The organism is Bradyrhizobium yuanmingense (assembly GCF_900094575.1).
In the GTDB taxonomy this organism is placed as follows: domain Bacteria; phylum Pseudomonadota; class Alphaproteobacteria; order Rhizobiales; family Xanthobacteraceae; genus Bradyrhizobium; species Bradyrhizobium yuanmingense.
On sequence record NZ_FMAE01000004.1, the window covers coordinates 708016 to 724422 of the forward strand.

The window sequence follows — 16407 nt, forward strand, 5'->3', positions numbered from 1 at the left end:
CGGTAGCATGAAGTTCTTACCAATCATGAATGGAGGCATGCGGCGGCCTGCTGCGCGGACAGCGTTTGCAGGCGCGTGCGCAATCGTGCAAGGCAAATCGCCTTGCCGATGGGCTCCAGTCCTTCCGGGAGAAGGGAATCGATCTTGGGTTTTGGCAGCTAGACCGTCTGGACGGACCTGCAATGAATCGATTCGTTCATCGCATCATCATGTCTCTGCTGCTCGTCGCCGCCCTCGTTCTGATCTGGAACGTGCTGGGGGCGCGCTGAGACGGCACCGGAGATCTTCCGGTGCCGTCGTGCTTAGCGGATGAGATGTGCTTCAGCGGGGCGCGGATGCGCCGCCGGTCCGGCGGCTATTTCTTGCCCATCGCTGCGTCGACGCTGACCGGGCCTCCGCCCGCCGCCGAGAGATACAGGCAGGCGAAGCAGAACAGGATCGCCAGGGTGCCGTTGTTCAGCAGCGGCAGGAAGATCGGCGTCTCGCCCCTGAACATGTGGCCCATGAAGTAGGCGAAAGCCATTTCACCGGACAAGATGAAGGCTGCGAGGCGCGAGAACAGGCCGATCATGAGCAGCCCGCCAAGCACCAGTTCGAGCGCACCGGCGGCGCCGTAAAGCGACATCAGCTCGACCTTGGCGAACATTGGGACAGCCGGAAACTTGAACAGCTTGGCGACGCCGTACTGGAACAGCAGCAGGCCGGTGATGAAGCGAAACAGGCTCAGGAGAACCGGTTGAAAGCGAGTGAGATAAGGAAAGTCCATTGGTTTGCCCTCCATCCAATGCTGGACCCAATGCTGCGACTTGGATCGCATTCGCTTCCGCCTCGCAAGCCACCAGGATCAATTCAGCGCTGACATTTTCGTCATGTCGGACAAAACACCGCAAGGCGCCGCCACCAGCTGCACGCGACCCTCTTTTTTGCACGTTCGCCTCGCGCTCGTCCGTAGGATTCCGGTGAAACCAGGGTGTGCAGGTTACGTCGGGGAGACCTACTCCCGCAAAGCAGGGACGACCAGGAACGGAATCATTCCGAGGATCACGCTCGCAAGTGCGAAGACGAGCAGGAGATCGTAGCCGTGCGTGGCATCGTGGATCAGGCCGCCGCTCCATGAACCGAAGGCCGAGCCGAGGCCGCTGCCGATCGAGATCGTGCCGAAGATGGTGCCGACGCGTTTGCCGCGAAAGATCTTCATGGCGGTGGCGCTGATCAGCGGCCCGCGGGAGCCCATCATGCTGCCGAAGCAGACGACGAAACCGGTGAGCAGAATGACGTTCGGATAGTACTGCAGCAGCCAGAGCAGAACGATGCCGAGAATCGAGATCGCGTAGCTGAGCAGCACCGACGGCCGCCGTCCGATCAGGCCGTCGAGCGCGGAGACGCCGAGCATGCCGAACACCAGCACGATTCCGGAGAAGCCCCAGGCGGTCGCAGCCTGGAGCGGCGGAAAGCCGGCGTCGATCAGATAGGCCACGATCTGCGCCGCGATCGCATACATGCCGACCGCGGTGAAGAAGAAGGTCGAGAACAGCGCCCAGAATGCGTGGTGGCGCATCGCGCTCGCAAGCGTCCAGCCGCTGTCGACGAAGTCAGGATCGCTCTTCTTGGCGACGTGCGGCGAGCCGGCCGCGAACATGCGCCAGGGCAGCAGCAGCAGCGGCGCCAGCAGCCCGAGCGCTGCAAAGCCGAACAGCTGGTAGGTCTCGCGCCAGCCGAGATGATCGATCAGGAGCTGCGAGGCCGGCAGCAAGGCCAGCACGCCGCCGCCCATCGCCGAATAGACCACCGCCATGGCGGTCGGCAGCTTTGGTCCGAACCAGCGACCGAGCAGGATCGAGTTCGGCACATTGCCGATGAAGCCAACGCCGATGCCGACGCAGATGCCGATCGAAAGCTGGAATTGCCAGAGCGCTTGCGCCTGGCTCGCGATCAGAAAGGCCGAACCGAGCAGGAGCAAGCCGAGCGCATAGACGAGGCGTGGCCCGGAATGATCGAACAGGCGCCCGACCAGGGGTGCAGTCATGCCGCTGACGAGCCAGGTGAGGGAGTAGATCGAGACGGCCTGGGCGCGATCCCAGCCGAGGCTTTCGGAGATCGGCTTGAGGAAGACCGTGAAGCTCTCGCTCAAGCCCCGGCCAAGAACAGCCAGCGTGAAGCAGAGGCCGAGCACGACGAGTGCGGTGCGCACCGCGTCCCGCCGGGCGCCGCCGACCCTTTCCTTGCCCGTTTCCGCTTTCGTTTCCTTGGGCCTGTCCTGTTTCATTGCCGTCAGGGAGCGCGCATCCGTGCGCCCTGACAAGCAGTGAAAAGCTCATACGCCTATGCAGGCCTGATGAGCACGTGCTTCTTCTTGCCAAAGGACAGCTTGATCACGCCTTCCGGCGTCAGATGGCCTGCCGACAGCGCCATCTTCTCGTCGGTCACGGGCGCGTCGTTGACGCGCAGGCCGCCGCCTTTGATCTGGCGCCTGGCTTCGCCGTTGGAGCCGACGAGGCCGGCCTTGACGAAGGCGTTGAGCACGCCGAGGCCGGCATCGAGCTCGCCGCGCGGAATTTCCACGGTCGGCAGGCTTTCGGCGAGCGCGCCTTCCTCGAAGGTGCGGCGCGCGGTCTCGGCGGCTTCCTTCGCGGCGTCGCGGCCGTGCAGCAGCGCGGTCGCTTCGGTTGCGAGCACCTTCTTGGCCTCGTTGATCTCCGAGCCGCCGAGCGCCTCGAGCCTTCTGATCTCGGCCATCGGCAGTGTCGTGAACAGTTTCAGGAACTTGCCCACGTCGGCGTCCTCGGTGTTGCGCCAGTATTGCCAGAAGTCGTAAGGGCTGAACTGGTCGGCGTTGAGCCACACCGCGCCTTGCGCGGTCTTGCCCATCTTGGCGCCCGAGGCGGTCGTCAGCAGCGGCGTCGTCAGCGCGAACAGCTGGTGGGTGCCCATGCGGCGGCCGAGATCGACGCCCATGATGATGTTGCCCCACTGGTCCGAGCCGCCCATCTGGAGGCGGCAGCCGGTGCGCTTGGCCAGCTCGACGAAGTCGTAGGCCTGGCAAACCATGTAATTGAACTCGATGAAGCTCATTTCCTGCTCGCGCTCGAGGCGCAGCCGCACGGAATCCATGGTCAGCATGCGGTTGACCGAGAAGTGCCGGCCGACGTCGCGCAGCATCTCGATCCAGTTCAGCTTGGTCAACCATTCCGCATTGTCGAGCATGACCGCGTCGCTCTTGCCTTCGCCGTAGCGCAGCACCTTGGCGAACACGCCGCGGATCGATTCCTTGTTGGCCTCGATCTCGGCGATGGTGCGCATCGCGCGCGTCTCGTCTTTGCCGGAGGGATCGCCCACCATGGTGGTGCCGCCGCCCATCAGCGTAATCGGCTTGTTGCCGGACTGCTGCAGCCAGTGCAGCATCATCATGGTCAGGTAATTGCCGATGTGCAGCGAGCGGGCGGTGCAATCGTAGCCGACATAGGTGGTGGCCTCGCCCTTGGCGGCGAGCGCGTCCAGCCCCTCGAAATCGGAGCATTGGTGGATAAATCCACGTTCCTGCAGGGTGTTGAGGAAATCCGATTTAAATGCAGTCATCTGTCGGCGTGCCTGACAATTCTTGGTTTACCGTTTTGGGGGCAATTTAAGGGTCTTCCGCGGGAACCCGGTTGGCCGCCCGCCACTTGGCGCGTTGGCATTATAAGATGTGCCCCTCTGGCACAAGATCGGCATGCCAGCGCGGGTCTCTTGAGGATGCTGGTCCATGATGTTGACGGCACTCGGTTTGATGAGCGGCACCTCGCTGGACGGGGTGGATGTCGCGCTGATCGAGACCGACGGAAAACAGGTGAAGGCGTTCGGAGCGTCCGGTTACCGGCCCTACGGCCCGGCCGAGCGCAACCTGCTGCGCCAGGCGCTGAGCGAGGCCGTGCATCTGCAGCAACGCGACGCCCGCCCGGGCAGTCTGGGCGATGCCGAGCGTGCGGTGACGCAGGCCCATGCCGAAGCGGTCGCGGCCTTCCTCGCCCAGAATCGGATGAGGGCGGAGGACGTCGACATTGTCGGCTTCCACGGCCAGACCGTGCTGCACCGGCCCGAGAGGCGGCTAACGGTGCAGATCGGCGACGCGCCGGCGCTCGCAAGGGCCATCCATATTCCCGTGATGCACGACTTCCGCGCCGCCGACGTCGAGGCTGGCGGGCAGGGCGCCCCGCTCGTGCCGGTTTACCACCGCGCGCTCGCCCATTCGCTGGAGCGCGAAGGGCCGACCGTCGTGGTTAATATCGGCGGCGTCTCCAACATCACCTATATCGACCGCAACGATGCGTTGATTGCCTGCGACACCGGGCCCGGCAACGCGTTGTTGGACGATTTCATGTACCGCAGCATGAACCAGGCGTTCGATGCCGAAGGAAAGTTTGCCGCGCTCGGTAAGGTCGATGAGACCTGGATCGCGCGGGCGCTGGAGCTGCCGTTCTTCGCAAGTCCGCCGCCGAAATCGCTCGACCGCAACGATTTTGCGGCTCTGCGGCTCGGCGACGTGCTGCCTGCCGACGGCGCGGCGACGCTGACTGCCTTCACCGCGGCCGCGATCGCCCGCATCATTCCGCTGTTGCCGCGGCGGCCGCGCAGCTGGATCGTCTGCGGCGGCGGTGCCCGCAACCTCACCATGCTGCGGATGCTGCGGGAGCGGGTGGGCTCGGCCACAGTCGAGGCGGCCGAAACGCTCGGCTGGGCCTCCGACGCCATCGAGGCCCAGGCCTTCGGCTTTCTCGCCGTCCGCGGCATGAAGGGGCTGCCGCTGTCTTATCCCGCGACCACGGGCGTGCCGATGCCGATGACCGGCGGGGTAATCGCGCGACCGTGACGATCACGCTCGGTTGATGCAATTGCATTGATCTTGACGAGTGGATGCAGATGCATCTATATTGGATGCAATTGCATCTAACCGTCGGGATCGTTGCCATGACATCGTCGCTTAATACGCCCGCTTCACTGAAACTGATCAGCCACAAGCTTTGTCCCTACGTGCAGCGCGCCGTGATTGCGCTGAGGGAGAAGGGCGTGCCGTTCGAGCGGATCGACATCGACCTCGCCCACAAGCCGGACTGGTTTCTAAAACTCTCGCCGCTCGGCAAAGTGCCGGTGCTGGTGGTGACGACGGAGCAGGGCGAGGTCGCGCTGTTCGAGAGCAACGTGATTTGCGAATACATCGAGGAAACCCAAGGCGGCGCGAAGCTGCATCCGGTCGACGCGCTGAAGCGCGCCGAGCACCGCGCCTGGATGGAGTTCGGCTCGGCGATCCTCGGCGACCTCTGGGGCTTGGAAACCACGACCGATCCGGCGATCTTCGAGAGCAAGCGCCAGGCACTCGCGGCAAAATTCGCGCGGGTCGAGGCCGCGCTCGGCGCGGGCCCGTACTTCGCCGGCGAGGCGTTCAGTCTGGTCGATGCGGTGTTCGCACCTGTCTTCCGTTACTTCGATCTGTTCGACGAACTGACCGAGCACGGCATCTTCCGCGATGTGCCGAAGGTCCGTGCCTGGCGCGCCGAACTGGCGAAGCGTCCGAGTGTCCGCACTGCCGTCGGCGAAGACTATCCGCAATTGCTGCGCGCTTTCCTCGTTCGTCACGACGCGCATCTGCTCAAGCTTGCGGCCTGAGCGCATGTCGCAATCAATGGCCTGGCTGCTGCTGATGATCGCCGGCGCGCTCGACGTCGGCTGGGCGATCTCGATGAAGTACGCCGAAGGCTACACGCGGGCAGGCTGGAGCGTTGTTTCGCTCGTGCTGCTTGCCGCCTTCGTATTCCTGCTCGGGCGCGCCTTGAAGGTGCTCGAGGTCGGCGTCGCCTATTCGGTGTGGACCGGCATTGGCGCGGCCGGCACCTTCATCATGGGCGTCGTATTGTTCGGCGAGAGTTTGAGCGCGATGAAGCTTGTCGGCATCGCGCTCGTCTTGATGGGGATCGTCGCGCTCAAGCTGGCTTGAGCGGCAGTCTTCACCGCACGTTGGCCAGACGCATGTCGAGATACGCCGTGATGGTTTCCATCAGCGGCTCGAGCTTGGAGTCGAAGAAGTGGTTGGCGCCGGGGATGATCTGCTGATCGATCACGATGCCCTTCTGGGTCTTCAGCTTCTCGACCAGCGTGTTGACGTCCTTCGGCGGCACCACCGCATCCTTCTCGCCATGCACGATCAGGCCTGAGGACGGGCAGGGCGCGAGGAACGAGAAGTCGTAGAGATTGGCCGGCGGAGCGATCGAGATGAAGCCCTCGACCTCGGGTCGGCGCATCAGGAGCTGCATGCCGATCCAGGCGCCGAAGGAGAAGCCGGCGACCCAGCAGGCGCGCGCCTCGGGATTGATGGTCTGCGCCCAATCGAGCGCGGCGGCCGCGTCCGACAATTCGCCGGTGCCGTGGTCGAACGAGCCTTGGCTGCGGCCGACGCCGCGGAAGTTGAAGCGCAGCACCGAGAAGCCGCGATGGGCGAAGGCGTAGTAGCACTGGTACACGATCTGATGGTTCATCGTGCCGTGGAACTGCGGATGCGGATGCAGGATCATCGCGATCGGCGCGTTCTTCTGCTTGGCCGGGTGATAGCGGCCCTCGAGGCGGCCGGCAGGGCCGGTGAAAATGACTTCAGGCATCGATGATCTCTGATTTAAGTCCCTTGGAGGTGATCCCTGCGCAATCGTCCGATTGTGGCTCTCGCAGCGTTGCCGCCGACGAGTGCACGGATGAAGGGTGGAGAGGCGCGCCCTCGGATGATGCGCGAGTGGCGCGCGGGTGAACTGACGCGCGCTTCTAACACAAGGCCAGGGTCAAAAAGCAAGCTTCTTCGACATCTCTCAATCCGCTCAAGCGCTTAGCCGGTCATCGCAATGTCATCTCTAGCTTGCCTCCCGCGACCTGGACCTGCCTGAATCAGCCGAAGCACGGCAAGAGCCGGCCGTCCTGCCGGAGGGCAGTATTCAACCCATTGAAATCACGATTGTTTAGGGATCGCTGGGGGCGATTCCCGCTGGCGCGGTTCGGCTTCCGAGCGAGGCGACTGCCGGCCGGTAGCGCCGGCTGCCGCCGAGCGTCTGGCCGTTGTCGAAGGCGAGCTCGAAATCCCCTGATGGCTTGAGGTCCACGCCGCGCACCCGGTCGAGATTGGCAAGCTTGGTCCGGTGGACGCGAACGATGGAAAAGCGCGCCAGCTCGCTTTCCGCCGCAGCAAGCGTGCCCCGAATGAGGTGCTGGGTGCCGTCGGCGAGGCTGTATTCGATGTAGTTGCCGGCGGACGCGACCCAGAGGATGTCGCGAGGCACTACGCGGATGCGGCTGGTGCCGTCGCGCAGCCAGATCAGATCGGGTGACGACGGCAGCAAGGGGGTGGGCGGCGCCGATGATGCGACTGCGGCGCTCTTCAGCTCACGCCGGCTCTCGAGCAGCCAGATCGTGGCGGCGATCAGGGCAAAGGCTACGGCGTCTTTGCGGAATTCGTACAGGACCGTCGCGAGCGAGAAACGGAAATCGTAGGCGCCGCCGGCGAGCCAGAGCGCGAGCTTTCGCACCCAGACCATGCCGGTGATGTGGAGGGTGGAGAAGCCGAGCAGGGCGATCGCCCCGATGGCCGCCTGTGCCGCGAGGCCTTGTGTCCGGCGCATGCGGCGGACCGCCAGGACCAGGATCGGCAGCAACAGCAGGATGACGGCGATGCTCGACATCTCCCAGAACAGCCGCCGACCGATGTCGTAGCTGTCGCCGCGCCAGGCCGCGTCCTGAGCGAACGAAAACGCATTGACGACTCCGATCACGAGCGCGACGGCCGCGATCGCTGCGAACATCATCCGGTCGCCGCCGCTGATCCCGAAATAGCCGCGACTCGTCCCAGCTGCCGGCGGCTCATCCCCTCGGGTCCGATTCTGATCCCAAACCGGCTCGACGCGGGCCCCAGGTGGAGCATTTTCGGTGTCAGCCATTTCGGTCAGCCATGGCTCGAAAACCGCGTTCGTCGTCCCGTCAAGGAGCAGAAAACCATGACAACACCACAGCAATCTCAAAGCTCTGAAAGGCGTATCGCACTGGACTGGGTGCGGATTTTAGCCTTCGGGCTGCTCATCTTCTACCACGTCGGCATGCTCTACGTGTCCTGGGGATTCCACATCAAGAGCGCGCACCGGCTGACCTGGCTGGAACCCGTGATGCTGTTCGTCAACCCATGGCGGCTGTCGCTGCTGTTCCTGGTATCAGGGGTTGCCACCCGCTTCATGCTCGGCAAGTCCAGCCTGGCCTCGCTTGCCGGCGCGCGATCGGCGCGGCTCCTGATCCCGCTCATCTTCGGCATGCTCGTGATCGTGCCGCCGCAGGCCTATCTCCAGATCGTCGAAAGCCTCGGCTATCCCGCCGGCTTCTTCGATTTCTACACCAGGCACTACTTTGCCTTCGGCGCGCAGTTCTGTCCGAACCCGTGCATCGTATTGCCGACCTGGAACCATCTCTGGTTCGTGGTCTATCTGTGGGTCTACACGATGGCCTTGATCGGCGTGCTCGCGCTATGGCCGGCCGGCGCTGACTGGCTTGGCCGAAAGCTGGCTCGCGTGCTCACCGGCCCATGGCTCCTGATCGCGCCGTGCCTGCTCTATGCGGCCTGGCGGCTGGTGCTGTTCCCGGCTTTCCCGTCGACGCACGCGCTGTTCGGCGACTGGTACAACCACGCGGACCACGCGACAGCCTTCCTGATCGGTTTCCTGCTGGCCAAGCAGGAGGGGATCTGGCGCGAACTCGAGCGCCAGCGCTGGGCGGCCCTGCTGGCGGCCGCCGCCTGTTTCGCTGGCTTCATCCTGGTACGCGCCGGCCTGTTTGCGCCATCGCCCATGCTGAAGTGGTTCGCCGCCTCGGCCTATGGCTGCTATCAATGGCTCGCGATCGCCGCCGTGCTGGGCTTTGCCCGGCGCTATCTCACAGCCGACAGCCCTTCGCGGCGCTATCTCACCGATGCGATCTTCCCGTACTACATCGTGCATCAGACCGCGATCATCGTGATCGCGCATCAATTGCATGGCAGCGGTCTGTCGGCCGGGACCGAAGCGTCCATTGTCATCGTCGGGACTGCGCTCACATGTGTGGCGACCTATGAGATCGTCCGGCGCGTTGCCTGGCTGCGGCCGCTGTTCGGGTTGCGCGCGGTGCCGCGAAGTGTTGCGAGGATGGAGCAGCAGCCGGCCTGACGAGCGCACGCCGTCCGATTGGCCGGACGACAAAAGGTGCTAAGAGGGCCAGATGCCGAACCGTGTCTATCTCGACTGGAATGCGACCACGCCGCTGCGCCCCGAGGCGCGGGCGGCGATGGTCGCGGCCTTCGACCTGGTCGGCAATCCATCCTCGGTCCATGCCGAGGGGCGGGAGTCGCGGCGGCTGGTCGAAGAAGCCCGCGCGACACTCGCCGCCGCGGTGGGGGCGCAGCCGCGCAACATCGTCTTCACCTCCGCCGGAACCGAGGCCAATGCGCTGGCGCTCTCGCCGGGTTTGCGGGGCCCGTCCGGCGCACCCGTCGAGCGGCTGCTGGTCTCGGCGGTCGAGCACGCCTCGGTGCTGGCCGGCGGCCGGTTCCCGGCGGACAAGATCGGGCTGATCCAGGTCACGCGCTCCGGCTTGGTCGACCTCGATCATTTGAAGGCGCTGCTGAAGGGCGGCCCGCCGGCCCTGGTCTCGATCATGGCCGCCAACAACGAGACCGGCGCCCTTCAGCCCGTCACGGAGGCTGCAAGGATCGTCCACGAGGCCGTCGGCTTGCTCCATGTCGATGCGATCCAGGCGCTGGGCAAAATGCCATTTGATATCAACACGGTAGGCGCCGACCTTGCCACCTTTTCTGCGCACAAGATTGGCGGGCCCAAGGGGGTCGGCGCATTGGTGATGAGCGAAGGAATCGGCGGGCTGGAGCCGGTGCTGCGGGGCGGCGGGCAGGAGTTCAACCGCCGGGCCGGAACCGAGAACGTAGCCGGGATCGCCGCCTTTGGGGCCGCGGTGAAGGCTGCGCTTCAGGCTCTGCCGGAGGATGTGAAGCATATGGCAAGTCTCAGAGATCGCTTGGAAAATGGCCTTCGCGAGGTTCCCGGGACGACCGTTTTTGCGAAAGACGTGGCGCGGTTACCAAATACCGTCCTCTTGACGGCGCCCGGCTTGAAGGCCGAAACCGCCGTGATCGGCTTCGATCTGGAAGGCATCGCGGTCTCCTCCGGCTCCGCCTGTTCCTCCGGAAAGGTCCAGCCCTCTCACGTCCTGTCCGCGATGGGCTATGATCCCGCGGTGGCCCAGGGAGCGGTGCGTCTCAGTCTGGGCTGGTCCACGGAACCGGCGGACATCAATAGGGCGTTAGAGGCTTGGCGAAAGCTTGGTAATACCCTACTTAAGGGTTGAGCGATGAAACACGGCTTGAACGGTTCTAAGCCCGTGCTTTCCGCAGAGAAATATCGTAATACTCGTCCGAGTTTGATCCACCGCGGTCCTTGAAACCGCGAGCGGAGGATGGAATGCCAGCCGTACAAGAGACGGTCGAGCGCGTGAAGCGCATCGACGTCGACCAGTATCGTTATGGGTTTGAGACCCTGATCGAATCCGAGAAGGCCCCCAAGGGGCTGTCGGAAGAGATCGTCAAATACATCTCGCAGAAGAAGAACGAACCCGACTGGATGCTCCAGTGGCGGCTCGAAGCCTATCGGCGCTGGCTGACCATGCAGGAGCCGACCTGGGCCCGCGTCGACTATCCCAAGATCGACTTCCAGGACCTCTATTACTACGCGGCGCCGAAGCCGAAGAAGACGGTCTCCTCGCTGGATGAGATCGATCCCGAGATCCTGAAGACGTACGAGAAGCTCGGCATCCCCTTGCGGGAAGTCGCCATGCTCGAAGGCGTCGAGCCCAAGCCCGGCGAGGAAGATCCGGCCCGCCGCAAGATCGCGGTCGATGCTGTCTTCGATTCGGTCTCGGTTGCGACCACGTTCAAGGCTGAGCTGAAGAAGGCCGGCGTGATCTTCATGCCGATCTCGGAAGCCATCCGCGAGCACCCCGAGCTGGTGCAGAAATATCTGGGCTCGGTGGTTCCGACCTCGGACAATTTCTATGCGACGCTGAACTCGGCGGTGTTCTCCGACGGCTCGTTTGTCTACGTGCCGCCGGGCGTGCGCTGCCCGATGGAGCTGTCGACCTATTTCCGCATCAATGAGCGCAACACCGGCCAGTTCGAGCGTACGCTGATCATCGCCGACAAGGGCTCCTACGTTTCCTATCTCGAAGGCTGCACCGCGCCGCAGCGCGACGAGAACCAGCTGCATGCCGCCGTGGTCGAGCTCGTCGCCCTCGACGACGCCGAGATCAAATATTCGACGGTGCAGAACTGGTATCCCGGCAATTCGGAAGGCAAGGGCGGCATCTACAATTTCGTCACCAAGCGTGGCGACTGCCGTGGCGCCAACTCGAAGATCTCCTGGACCCAGGTCGAGACCGGCTCCGCCATCACCTGGAAATACCCGAGCTGCATTCTGCGCGGCGACAATTCCCGTGGTGAATTCTACTCGATCGCGATCTCGAACGGCTATCAGCAGGTCGATAGCGGCACCAAGATGATCCATCTCGGCAAGAACACGTCGAGCCGGATCATCTCCAAGGGCATCGCCGCCGGCAAGTCGCAGAACACCTATCGCGGTCTCGTCACCGCGCATCGCAAGGCGACTGGCGCGCGCAACTTCACCGCCTGCGACTCGCTGCTGATCGGCGACAAATGCGGTGCGCACACCGTGCCGTACATCGAGGCGAAGAACTCGTCCGCGACGTTCGAGCACGAGGCGACCACCTCGAAGATCTCCGAGGACGTGCTGTTCTACTGCATCCAGCGCGGGCTCAGCCAGGAAGAAGCGGTCGGCCTCGTCGTCAACGGCTTCGTCAAGGACGTGCTGCAGCAGCTTCCGATGGAATTCGCGGTGGAAGCGCAGAAGCTGATCTCGATCTCGCTCGAAGGGTCGGTCGGCTAGCTCGGACCTCGTCCTGAAGAGGCCGCGCAAGCGGCCGCCTTGAAGGATGGATACCGGAAAGATTGGTGGCCTCAATCCTTCGAGACGCGCCTGCGGCGCTCCCTGGGATGAGGGGATAGATGGAAAAACATTATGGCTTTGCTTGAAGTGAAAGACCTCAAGGTTCGTGTCGAGGAGCGTGAGATCCTCCACGGGCTGACGCTGACCGTGAACGAGGGCGAGGTGCACGCGATCATGGGGCCGAACGGCTCCGGCAAGTCGACACTCTCCCATGTCATCGCCGGCAAGCCCGGCTACGAGGTCACCGACGGCCAGATCCTGTTCAGGGGCGAGGACCTGCTGGAGATGGATCCCGACGAGCGTGCCGCCAAGGGCGTGTTCCTGGCGTTCCAATATCCGGTCGAGATCCCCGGCGTCACCACCATGAATTTCCTGCGCACGGCGCTGAACGCGCAGCGCAAGGCGCGCGGCGAGAGCGAGCTGATGGTGCCGGACTTCCTCAAGAAGGTCCGCGAAGTCTCGAAGTCGCTGAACATCCCGCAGGACATGCTCAAGCGCGGTGTCAATGTCGGCTTCTCCGGCGGCGAGAAGAAGCGCAACGAGGTGCTGCAGATGGCGCTGTTCGAGCCCAGCCTGTGCATCCTCGACGAGATGGATTCGGGCCTCGACATCGACGCGCTGCGCATCGCGGCCGACGGCGTCAACGCACTGCGCTCGCCGGGGCGCGCGATGGTCGTCATCACCCATTATCAGCGGCTGCTGAACTACATCGTGCCCGACGTCGTGCACGTGATGTCCAGGGGCCGCGTCGTGAAGAGCGGCGGCAAGGAATTGGCGCTGGAGCTGGAAGCCTCCGGCTACGCCCAGTTCGAGGATGCCGCGTAAGGAATTTTAAGATGAACGTTGCTGTGGCAAAGACCGGGAGCGGCCGCGCGGTGAGCGATCTCTTCGCCAGCGCCGAAGGCCGCCTGCCGGGTTCGCCTGACGTGATGGCGGCGCGCTGCGAGGCGTTCGAGACCTATGAGCGTCTCGGTCTGCCGCACCGCCGGATCGAGGAATGGAAATACACCGACCTGCGCGCGCTGGTCGGCGAGGTGCTGCCGCTGGCCGCCGTGCCCGATGCGACCGCGCTGAAGCGCGCTGCGGACGCGGTCAAGGCGCATGCCATCGCGGGCGCCCGCAAGTTGGTGCTGGTCGACGGCGTGTTCGCGGCTGAGCTTTCAGACGTGAAGGCGCTTGCGTCCGAGGTCGGCTTCAAGACTCTGCGCGAGACGCTGGATAAGGATGCCGGTCTCCTCAAGACCGCGTCCACCGATGCCGTGATCGCGGTCAACGCGGCGCTGGCGACCGACGGCGTGGTGCTGTCGATCGCGGATGGAACGCAGCTCTCTGCGCCGGTCCAGATCATCCATGTTGCGATCGCCGCATCGGCCTCGGCTTTCACCCGCTCGCAGGTGGCGATCGGGAAGGGCGCCCGCGCCACCATCATCGAGAGCTTCGCCGCCGCCGGCGCTGCGGCCTACCAGGTCAACGACGCCGTCATCGTCTCGATCGGTGACGACGCCGACGTCGCGCATATCCGCCTGATGGACGATGCGGCCGATGCGGTGAACATCACCTCGCAGTTCGTCACCGTCGGCGCCAACACCAAGCTGAACGTCTTCAACATGACCAGCGGCGCTGCGGTCAGCCGCTTGCAGGGCTTCATTACGCTGGCGGGCGAGGGCAGCCAGCTCTCGGTCAACGGCGTCAACCTGTTGAAGAAGACCGAGCACGGCGACACCACACTGGTGGTCGACCATGCCGTGCCGAACTGCGTCAGCCGCGAGATCTTCCGTGCGGTGATCGACGACCGCGCCCATTCGGTGTTCCAGGGCCGCATCATCGTCCGTCCCGACGCGCAGAAGACCGACGGCAAGATGATGACGCGCGCGCTGCTGCTCTCGGACGAGGCCGAGGCCGACAACAAGCCCGAACTCGAGATTTTTGCCGACGACGTCTCCTGCGGCCACGGCGCCACCGCCGGCGCGCTCGACGACAGTCTGCTGTTCTACCTGAAGGCCCGTGGCCTGCCGGAGAAGCAGGCCCAGGCGCTGCTGATCCAGGCCTTTGTCGGCGAGGCGATCGAGCAGATCGCCGATGATACTTTGCGCGAGCACGTGATCGGCATCGCCGAGCGCTGGCTGGAGCGGCGGTCATGAGCACGCATCCGGCGGTCAAGAACGGCGCCTATGACGTTACGCGCGTGCGCCAGGATTTTCCGGCGCTCGCCATGCAGGTCTACGGCAAGCCGCTCGTCTATCTCGACAACGCCGCCTCGGCGCAGAAGCCGAGTGCTGTGCTCGACCGCATGACGCAGGCCTATACATCCGAATACGCCAACGTGCATCGCGGCCTGCACTACCTCGCCAATGCCGCGACCGAAGCCTATGAGGGCGGCCGCACCAAGGTGGCGCAGTTCATCAACGCTGCGCGCACCGAGGAAGTCATCTTCACCCGCAACGCGACCGAGGCGATCAACCTGGTCGCGTCTTCGTGGGGCGCCCCGAATATCGGGGAAGGCGACGAGATCGTCATCTCCATCATGGAGCACCATTCCAACATCGTGCCCTGGCATTTCCTGAGGGAACGCCAGGGTGCCGTGATCAAATGGGCACCGGTCGACGATGAGGGTAATTTCCTCATCGACGAATTCGAGAAGCTGCTGACGTCGAAGACCAAGCTGGTCGCGATCACGCAGATGTCGAACGCGCTCGGCACCATCGTGCCGGTCAAGGACGTCGTCAGGATCGCCCATGCCCGCGGCATTCCGGTGCTGGTCGACGGCAGCCAGGGCGCGGTGCATCTGCCGGTCGACGTCCAGGATATCGGCTGCGACTTCTACGTCTTCACCGGTCACAAGGTCTATGGTCCGACCGGCATCGGCGTGCTCTGGGCCAAGTACGACCACCTCGTCGCGATGCGCCCCTTCAACGGCGGCGGCGAGATGATCCGCGAGGTCTCGCGCGACGTCGTCACCTACGGCGATCCCCCGCACAAGTTCGAGGCGGGCACGCCGGCGATCGTCGAGGCCGTCGGCCTTGGCGCCGCCATCGACTACGTCAACTCGATCGGCAAGGAACGCATCGCCGCCTACGAGGCGGACCTCACCGCCTACGCCCAGGAGCGCCTGCGCGAGATCAACTCGCTGCGGCTGATCGGCACGGCGCGGGGCAAGGGCCCCGTGATCTCCTTCGAGCTCAAGGGTGCGCACGCCCACGATGTCGCCACCGTGATCGACCGCCAGGGCATCGCGGTGCGCGCCGGCACCCATTGCGTCATGCCGCTTTTAGAGCGGTTCAACGTCACAGCCACCTGCCGGGCCTCGTTCGGCATGTATAATACGCGGGAAGAAGTCGATCATCTGGCACAGGCGCTGCTGAAGGCGCGGGATTTGTTTGCATGAGTGACACGGCCGAAATCAAAGCCAATCCGATGGAGACCCATTCGGCATTGCCGCCGGAGGAGACCGAGCGGCTGACCCGCGAGATCATCGCCGGGCTCAAGACCGTGTTCGACCCGGAAATCCCCGCCGACATCTACGAGCTCGGCCTGATCTACAAGGTCGAGATCAAGGACGACCGTTCCGTGGACGTGCAGATGACGCTGACGACGCCGAACTGTCCGGCTGCCGGCGAGCTGCCGACCATGGTCGAGAACGCGGTCGCGAGCGTGCCCGGCGTCGGCGTGGTCGACGTCAAGGTCATCTGGGAGCCGCCGTGGTCGCCGGAACGCATGAGCGACGAGGCCCGCCTCGTGCTGAACATGTGGTGACGCCCTCGGGCCGCATTGAATTCGCTCCGCAACGGACCACATAGACAACATGACCCAGATTTCGTCAGGCTCGACACCAGCATCCACTCCGAAGCCGCGGCGCCCGCGCCCGCAAGTGATGCGGCTGACGGATGCCGCTGCCCAGCGCATCACCGAGCTGACCCAGCGTGCGGACTCGGAGATCGTGGGCTTGCGCGTCGGCGTGAAGAACGGCGGCTGCGCCGGCCAGTCCTACACGGTCGAATACGCCCACGACATCCGCCCGACCGACGAGGTCGTCGAGGACAAGGGCGTCAAGATCCTGGTCGATCCCAAGGCCGTGCTGTTCCTGCTCGGCACCGAGATGGACTACAAGGCCGACAAGATGCAGGCCCAGTTCGTCTTCAACAATCCCAACCAGGTCTCCGCCTGCGGTTGCGGCGAATCGGTCGAGTTGCGGCCGGCAAAGATCGACGGGTAGACTCTCCAGCGTCACTGCGAGGAGCCCGCGACAAAATTGCGAGCAATTTTGCGCTGGCGACAAAACAATCCAACCTGCCTCCGCGGCGGAAGTCTGGATTGCTTCGCTTCGCTCGCAATGACGGAAATGCTATGAAGG

At 64.2% G+C, this 16407-nt stretch carries 17 protein-coding genes; 12 read left to right on the forward strand and 5 right to left on the reverse strand.

What is annotated here, in order from left to right:
* Nucleotides 1-29 precede the first annotated feature (29 nt).
* A complete protein-coding gene (locus tag GA0061099_RS16890; RefSeq protein ID WP_036022906.1) occupies nucleotides 30-269 on the forward strand; it encodes a hypothetical protein in 240 nt (79 codons plus the stop codon).
* Between the two features lie 86 nt (nucleotides 270-355).
* Here GA0061099_RS16890 and GA0061099_RS16895 read toward each other — a convergent pair whose 3' ends face one another.
* From GA0061099_RS16895 to tyrS, 3 genes are all read right to left on the reverse strand, one after another.
* Nucleotides 356-766 (reverse strand): DoxX family protein, encoded by a 411-nt coding sequence (locus tag GA0061099_RS16895; RefSeq protein ID WP_036000011.1) that lies wholly within the window; start codon nucleotides 764-766, stop codon nucleotides 356-358.
* Between the two features lie 228 nt (nucleotides 767-994).
* The gene (locus GA0061099_RS16900; protein ID WP_036022907.1) at nucleotides 995-2266 is read right to left on the reverse strand and encodes an MFS transporter; all 1272 of its coding nucleotides are present in this window, start codon (nucleotides 2264-2266) and stop codon (nucleotides 995-997) included.
* A 56-nt stretch (nucleotides 2267-2322) separates the two neighbouring features.
* The gene (gene tyrS, locus GA0061099_RS16905; protein ID WP_036022909.1) at nucleotides 2323-3576 is read right to left on the reverse strand and encodes a tyrosine--tRNA ligase; all 1254 of its coding nucleotides are present in this window, start codon (nucleotides 3574-3576) and stop codon (nucleotides 2323-2325) included.
* Between the two features lie 166 nt (nucleotides 3577-3742).
* Here tyrS and GA0061099_RS16910 point away from each other — a divergent pair, with 166 nt between their 5' ends.
* The 3 genes from GA0061099_RS16910 to GA0061099_RS16920 all read left to right on the forward strand — a co-directional run bounded on the left by GA0061099_RS16910 (nucleotide 3743) and on the right by GA0061099_RS16920 (nucleotide 5968).
* Nucleotides 3743-4846 carry an anhydro-N-acetylmuramic acid kinase gene (locus GA0061099_RS16910; RefSeq protein ID WP_036022911.1) on the forward strand — a complete coding sequence of 368 codons (1104 nt, stop codon included), beginning with the start codon at nucleotides 3743-3745 and terminating at the stop codon, nucleotides 4844-4846.
* A 98-nt stretch (nucleotides 4847-4944) separates the two neighbouring features.
* Entirely contained in the window at nucleotides 4945-5640 is a 696-nt protein-coding gene (locus tag GA0061099_RS16915) for a glutathione S-transferase family protein (RefSeq protein WP_036022917.1), read from the forward strand.
* 4 nt (nucleotides 5641-5644) lie between these two features.
* A complete protein-coding gene (locus GA0061099_RS16920) occupies nucleotides 5645-5968 on the forward strand; it encodes a DMT family transporter (RefSeq protein ID WP_036022913.1) in 324 nt (107 codons plus the stop codon).
* A 10-nt stretch (nucleotides 5969-5978) separates the two neighbouring features.
* Here GA0061099_RS16920 and GA0061099_RS16925 read toward each other — a convergent pair whose 3' ends face one another.
* Together GA0061099_RS16925 and GA0061099_RS16930 are read right to left on the reverse strand one after the other, a co-directional pair.
* Entirely contained in the window at nucleotides 5979-6626 is a 648-nt protein-coding gene (locus tag GA0061099_RS16925; protein WP_025036034.1) for an alpha/beta hydrolase, read from the reverse strand.
* 348 nt (nucleotides 6627-6974) lie between these two features.
* Entirely contained in the window at nucleotides 6975-7814 is an 840-nt protein-coding gene (locus tag GA0061099_RS16930; RefSeq protein WP_074447903.1) for a LytTR family DNA-binding domain-containing protein, read from the reverse strand.
* Between the two features lie 189 nt (nucleotides 7815-8003).
* Here GA0061099_RS16930 and GA0061099_RS16935 point away from each other — a divergent pair, with 189 nt between their 5' ends.
* The 8 genes from GA0061099_RS16935 to GA0061099_RS16970 all read left to right on the forward strand — a co-directional run bounded on the left by GA0061099_RS16935 (nucleotide 8004) and on the right by GA0061099_RS16970 (nucleotide 16269).
* Nucleotides 8004-9194, forward strand: coding sequence for an acyltransferase family protein (locus GA0061099_RS16935; RefSeq protein ID WP_036022919.1), 1191 nt, complete (start codon nucleotides 8004-8006; stop codon nucleotides 9192-9194).
* A 52-nt stretch (nucleotides 9195-9246) separates the two neighbouring features.
* Nucleotides 9247-10386, forward strand: coding sequence for a cysteine desulfurase family protein (locus GA0061099_RS16940; RefSeq protein ID WP_036022920.1), 1140 nt, complete (start codon nucleotides 9247-9249; stop codon nucleotides 10384-10386).
* A 113-nt stretch (nucleotides 10387-10499) separates the two neighbouring features.
* Nucleotides 10500-11996: a Fe-S cluster assembly protein SufB gene (gene sufB / locus GA0061099_RS16945; protein ID WP_036022921.1), complete on the forward strand. Its 1497-nt coding sequence runs from the start codon at nucleotides 10500-10502 to the stop codon at nucleotides 11994-11996.
* 132 nt (nucleotides 11997-12128) lie between these two features.
* The gene (sufC, locus tag GA0061099_RS16950; protein WP_035999976.1) at nucleotides 12129-12881 is read left to right on the forward strand and encodes a Fe-S cluster assembly ATPase SufC; all 753 of its coding nucleotides are present in this window, start codon (nucleotides 12129-12131) and stop codon (nucleotides 12879-12881) included.
* Between the two features lie 11 nt (nucleotides 12882-12892).
* Nucleotides 12893-14197 carry a Fe-S cluster assembly protein SufD gene (gene sufD, locus GA0061099_RS16955; RefSeq protein ID WP_036022922.1) on the forward strand — a complete coding sequence of 435 codons (1305 nt, stop codon included), beginning with the start codon at nucleotides 12893-12895 and terminating at the stop codon, nucleotides 14195-14197.
* The gene (locus GA0061099_RS16960; RefSeq protein WP_036022923.1) at nucleotides 14194-15441 is read left to right on the forward strand and encodes a cysteine desulfurase; all 1248 of its coding nucleotides are present in this window, start codon (nucleotides 14194-14196) and stop codon (nucleotides 15439-15441) included. Before sufD ends, GA0061099_RS16960 begins: the two co-directional genes overlap by 4 nt.
* Nucleotides 15438-15809 (forward strand): SUF system Fe-S cluster assembly protein, encoded by a 372-nt coding sequence (locus tag GA0061099_RS16965; protein WP_036022924.1) that lies wholly within the window; start codon nucleotides 15438-15440, stop codon nucleotides 15807-15809. Before GA0061099_RS16960 ends, GA0061099_RS16965 begins: the two co-directional genes overlap by 4 nt.
* A 49-nt stretch (nucleotides 15810-15858) precedes the next feature.
* A complete protein-coding gene (locus tag GA0061099_RS16970; protein ID WP_074447904.1) occupies nucleotides 15859-16269 on the forward strand; it encodes a HesB/IscA family protein in 411 nt (136 codons plus the stop codon).
* Nucleotides 16270-16407 lie beyond the last annotated feature (138 nt).